We start from the raw sequence: 4,499 nt of genomic DNA, 5'->3' as shown, positions 1-4,499 counted from the left end.
GTGGCCGAGATGATGATGAGCGGTGGATTTTCAGCCTGGGTCGATGAGGAAGAATCCTCCACCGCAGCAAATCTAGTAAGTTTGTTTTTTTCTTTCCTTTTCATCCCACTGTCAGTTGCCAGTTATTGGTTTTACCTTGTAATCGCAAGATGGAACGATCCGAAGATTTCTCAAGTATTCGCAGTTTATAAAGAGTGGGAGCTCTCGTTAAAAGTAATCGGTACATCTATTCTGATGGGTATTTTCACCATGCTATGGACATTATTATTGATTATTCCTGGAATTATTAAAGGCATGGCGTATTCACAAGCTTTTTTCCTGATGAAGGACAATCCTGAGTACTCTGCACTAGAGGCGATCACCGAAAGCAGAAAGAGAATGAAAGGGTATAAGTGGAAATATTTCCTCATGAACCTTAGCTTCATTGGCTGGATCTTCATCGCTATTTTCACATTAGGAATCGGTTTTCTATGGCTAACCCCTTATATTTCCACAGCCAACGCCACCTTTTATAACGAATTCATCGCACCAAGAGGCAATGAAGAAGTAAAATCAGCAGATTTAGCTATTTAACACATTAACGCGCTGGGGGTCAGACCCCCAGCGCGTTAATGTGTTAAAGGGATTTTAAATTCCAAGTGTATATTAAAGGATATTTCTGTAAAATAGCGAATAGTTATAATTCTAGTCTTAAAGAAATGAGTTGAGATTATGAGCTATGATAAGTCGACGATCTATTTAATTGATCAAAAGGACGGGTTCTCCCCAACTTTTAGTCATCTGGTTTCCATGATGAATTATGCACGTGAAACAACGTTAAATGCGGTAGAAGGCCTTTCGGTAGAGGAACTCGATTTCCTTGTGCATGAAGAAGCGAATTCGATCGGGATGCTGCTTGCCCATATGGCTGCGGTTGAGCGTATATACCAAATCGTCACGTTTGAGAGACGCGATCCAACCGAGGAAGAAGAAGAAGCATTATTGGCAGGGCTTGAACTTGGCGAGAAGGGAAGAACGACTTTTAAAGGCAATTCTCTTGAGTATTACCTTGAGGATCTTCAGACTGCCAGGAATGACACATTAAAAAAATTCCAATCACTTAACGATGAGTGGTTGTTTGAGCAAACTGCATGGTGGTGGAACAAACCAGGAAACAATTATTTTAAATGGTTTCATGTGTTCGAAGACGAACTCAGCCATCGCGGACAAATTCGTATGATCAAGAAGATGTACAGTATGACAGAAAAAAATAAGGAACAATTAGTGAAGGAATAATCGAATCGCAAGTGCCCGCTATTACATGGTATTGGCGGGTTTAAATTTCGGGCTCATATTGATTGAAAAATCAGAAAAATATATAATATAATTAATCATTATCCAGGGGGAGCATGGTTCGGATGAACAAACTCTATAAGGATTTCTTTTTCTTTCCTGATATTAGTATTTTAATAGTCTTAATTGCAACAGGTGTTGGAGTGGCTATCTGGAAGGGCCTCACAATGGGCATGTTATTATTTCTTGTTTTCGGCATGCTGACTTTTGCTTTCAGCGAATATTTAACGCATCGTTTCCTGTTTCATTTAAAGACCCCTAAAAACCCTTATTTTCTGAAGTTCTTAAAAAGAATTCACTATGATCACCATATTGATCCTAACAACCTCAAGCTTTTATTTCTGCCATTATGGTACAGCCTGCCTAATTTTCTGATACTGTCCCTAATCTTTTACTACTTTTCTAGAAGCTTCAATCACACTCTTTCATTCGGGACCGGCCTTCTGGCGATGCTACTAGTCTACGAATGGAAGCATTATATTGCACATCGCCCGATCAAGCCAAAGACCAGCTTCGGCCGGTGGGTAAAAAAGGTCCATATCCTCCATCACTTTAAAAATGAAAATTATTGGTATGGCGTCAGTACTCCATTCGCTGATTATTTGTTTGGAACATTCAAGGATGAAAAAGAAGTGGAAACTAGCAACACTGCAAGAGACCTTGAGAAGAGAGCATGATTTAAAGGTATCTGATTTCCTGACTGAAAAAATTTCTGAGGGAGAGAAGGTACCTTTTTTTTGACCATTTTTTCAAAAAATGAAACTAATTTCCAATTCATCCGTATTAAATAACAAGAAATATTCTGATAATGGGAGGTGCCCGTATAGGTTTTAAGTAAATGATTTGAAAAAGGGTGAGAAGTATGGAGCTATTTGGTATGCCATTAGAAACAGTTTATTTATATGGATTGGTCATCTCTGGAGCAATCACGATTCTTTATTTATTTTTTAGTGATTTATTAGACGGGGTAATGGAAGGCATTCCACTGATCAATCCTACAGTGATTTTTTCATTTATAACTATTTTTTCAGCAGGCAGCTATTTAGCTGAGGTTTTTACAGCCTTGCATAGTGGCCTGATTGCAGGCTTTTCTGCACTTATTGCTCTTATTCTTGTGACTTTATTGAATGTTTTTGTCCTAATTCCCTTATCAAATGCTGAGGAGTCGCTTGTGTATAAGGAAAGTGATTTAAGGGGGAGAGTCGGAACGGTCATCACTGCTGTTCCGGTTGATGGCTATGGAGAGGTTTTAATCGAAAGTATTAGCGGCCGAATATCTAAGCCGGCAACCAGCTTCACTAGGACGGAAATTCCTTATGGTAAAAAAGTTTTAATTATTGATATTGAAAATGGTGTGCTGCAGGTAAAAGTCTACGATGAATTAGAGAACTTCATTTAGGAGGAGATAGAATGGATTTAATGTTTATTGTGATTGGTTTTGTCGTTTTCTTGATTATTGCCATGATTGCTGTTTTTATTACAAAATATAAGACGGCAGGACCAGATGAAGCTTTGATCGTAACGGGAAGTTTTCTCGGCAGCCGAAATGTCCATATGGATGAATCGAATAATAAAATTAAGATTATTCGCGGCGGGGGTACTTTCATTTTTCCAGTATTCCAGCAGTCCCGCCCGTTAAGCCTGTTATCGAGTAAGCTGGAAGTTACGACGCCTGAAGTGTATACAGAACAAGGAGTTCCAGTAATGGCAGACGGGACTGCAATTATCAAGATTGGCGGGTCGATCAGTGAAATTGCCACAGCTGCCGAGCAGTTCCTTGGTAAATCTAAGGAAGACAGGGAAAATGAAGCGAAGGAAGTTTTGGAAGGTCATCTTCGCTCGATCCTCGGTTCCATGACGGTTGAAGAAATCTATAAGAATCGTGATAAGTTCTCCCAGGAAGTGCAGCGTGTCGCTTCCCAGGACCTTGCAAAAATGGGACTGGTGATTGTTTCTTTCACTATCAAGGATGTACGTGATAAGAACGGTTATCTAGATTCACTCGGTAAGCCGCGGATTGCGCAAGTGAAGCGCGATGCCGACATCGCAACAGCCGATGCAGAAAAAGAAACTCGCATCAAGAAAGCTGAAGCAGATAAGGAAGCGAAAAAGGCAGAGTTTGAAAGAGCGACAGAAATTGCTGAAGCTGAGAAAATCAATGGTTTGAAAATGGCAGAATTCCGCCGTGAGCAGGATATTGCAAAGGCACGAGCTGACCAGGCTTACGATCTGGAAAATGCCCGCGCACAGCAAGAGGTTACGGAACAGGAAATGCAGGTCAAAATCATCGAGCGTCAAAAGCAAATCGAGCTCGAGGAAAAAGAGATTCTTCGCCGTGAACGCCAATACGATTCTGAAGTCAAGAAAAAGGCAGATGCCGACCGCTATGCTGTCGAGCAATCAGCAGCTGCTGACAAGGCGAAGCAAATCGCTGAAGCGGATGCAAATAAGTACCGCATCGAAGCAATGGCACGTGCAGAAGCAGAAAGAATCCGCATGGACGGTCTTGCGAAAGCTGAAGCAGAGCGGGCACAGGGTGAAACGGAAGCAGAAATTATCCGTTTAAAAGGGGTAGCAGAAGCCGAAGCGAAGGAAAAGATCGCCGAAGCGTTCGAACAGTTCGGCCAGGCAGCAATCCTCGACATGATCTTGAAAATGCTTCCTGAATATGCGAAGCAGGTTGCAGCACCACTTGGCAATATCGATAAGATTACCGTTGTCGATACGGGCGGAAGCGATGCAAATGGCGGAGCGAACAAGGTAACTGGTTATGCAACTAATTTAATGGCGACACTCCAGGAATCATTGAAGGCATCCTCTGGGATCGATGTGAAGGAACTCATTGAGAACTTCTCAGGCAAAGCGAATGTAAGGCATAGCATTGATGCCCTGACGACAGAAATTCGTGATCAGAACCATAGTGATATCGAGAAAATAGCAGATTAAACCAATTGTTTAATTTTCAATCATGATTTATATACGTAATAATTAATCACTAAAAAAGAGCTGTTCCGGAAAAAAATACGGGACAGCTCTTATTTGTTTCTATTCATCTACACTGTTGATTTCCGCTCCAGGCACTGCCTTGCGCTGGCGGCCCGAGGAGCCTCATTTAAAATTTATTGCTATTCCTTTTTATCAGGTTGCAGCCAGTTTTCAAAATAACC

Annotated in this window: 5 protein-coding genes; all 5 read left to right on the top strand. The window is 41.3% G+C overall.

All coding sequences use genetic code 11. The annotated features are described in order from the left end of the window. A partial coding sequence (locus WB217_RS08880; RefSeq protein ID WP_423992637.1) for a DUF975 family protein occupies nt 1-573 on the top strand: 573 nt, incomplete at its 5' end. Nucleotides 574-711: 138 nt separating this feature from the next. Continuing rightward, a complete protein-coding gene (locus tag WB217_RS08875; protein ID WP_423992635.1) occupies nt 712-1,275 on the top strand; it encodes a DinB family protein in 564 nt (187 codons plus the stop codon). Between the two features lie 122 nt (nt 1,276-1,397). After that, nucleotides 1,398-2,009, top strand: a complete 612-nt coding sequence (locus WB217_RS08870) for a sterol desaturase family protein (protein ID WP_423992633.1) — start codon at nt 1,398-1,400, stop codon at nt 2,007-2,009. 185 nt (nt 2,010-2,194) lie between these two features. After that, a complete protein-coding gene (locus tag WB217_RS08865) occupies nt 2,195-2,731 on the top strand; it encodes a hypothetical protein (protein WP_423992631.1) in 537 nt (178 codons plus the stop codon). Between the two features lie 11 nt (nt 2,732-2,742). Beyond that, nucleotides 2,743-4,278: an SPFH domain-containing protein gene (locus tag WB217_RS08860; protein WP_423992629.1), complete on the top strand. Its 1,536-nt coding sequence runs from the start codon at nt 2,743-2,745 to the stop codon at nt 4,276-4,278. The last annotated feature ends 221 nt before the right edge of the window (nt 4,279-4,499 follow it).

Origin of the sequence: Mesobacillus sp. (assembly GCF_049588175.1) — a bacterium.
Classification (GTDB): Bacteria; Bacillota; Bacilli; order Bacillales; family Cytobacillaceae; genus Mesobacillus.
Note: the sequence above shows the minus strand (reverse complement) of the source record. Positions and strands in the feature narration are given on the sequence as shown.

What these genes read in the sequence shown, in the direction of transcription:
- WB217_RS08875 (WP_423992635.1), top strand. Translation starts at nt 712, where the DNA reads ATGAGCTATGATAAGTCGACGATCTATTTAATTGATCAAAAGGACGGG.
- WB217_RS08870 (WP_423992633.1), top strand. Translation starts at nt 1,398, where the DNA reads ATGAACAAACTCTATAAGGATTTCTTTTTCTTTCCTGATATTAGTATT.
- WB217_RS08865 (WP_423992631.1), top strand. Translation starts at nt 2,195, where the DNA reads ATGGAGCTATTTGGTATGCCATTAGAAACAGTTTATTTATATGGATTG.
- WB217_RS08860 (WP_423992629.1), top strand. Translation starts at nt 2,743, where the DNA reads ATGGATTTAATGTTTATTGTGATTGGTTTTGTCGTTTTCTTGATTATT.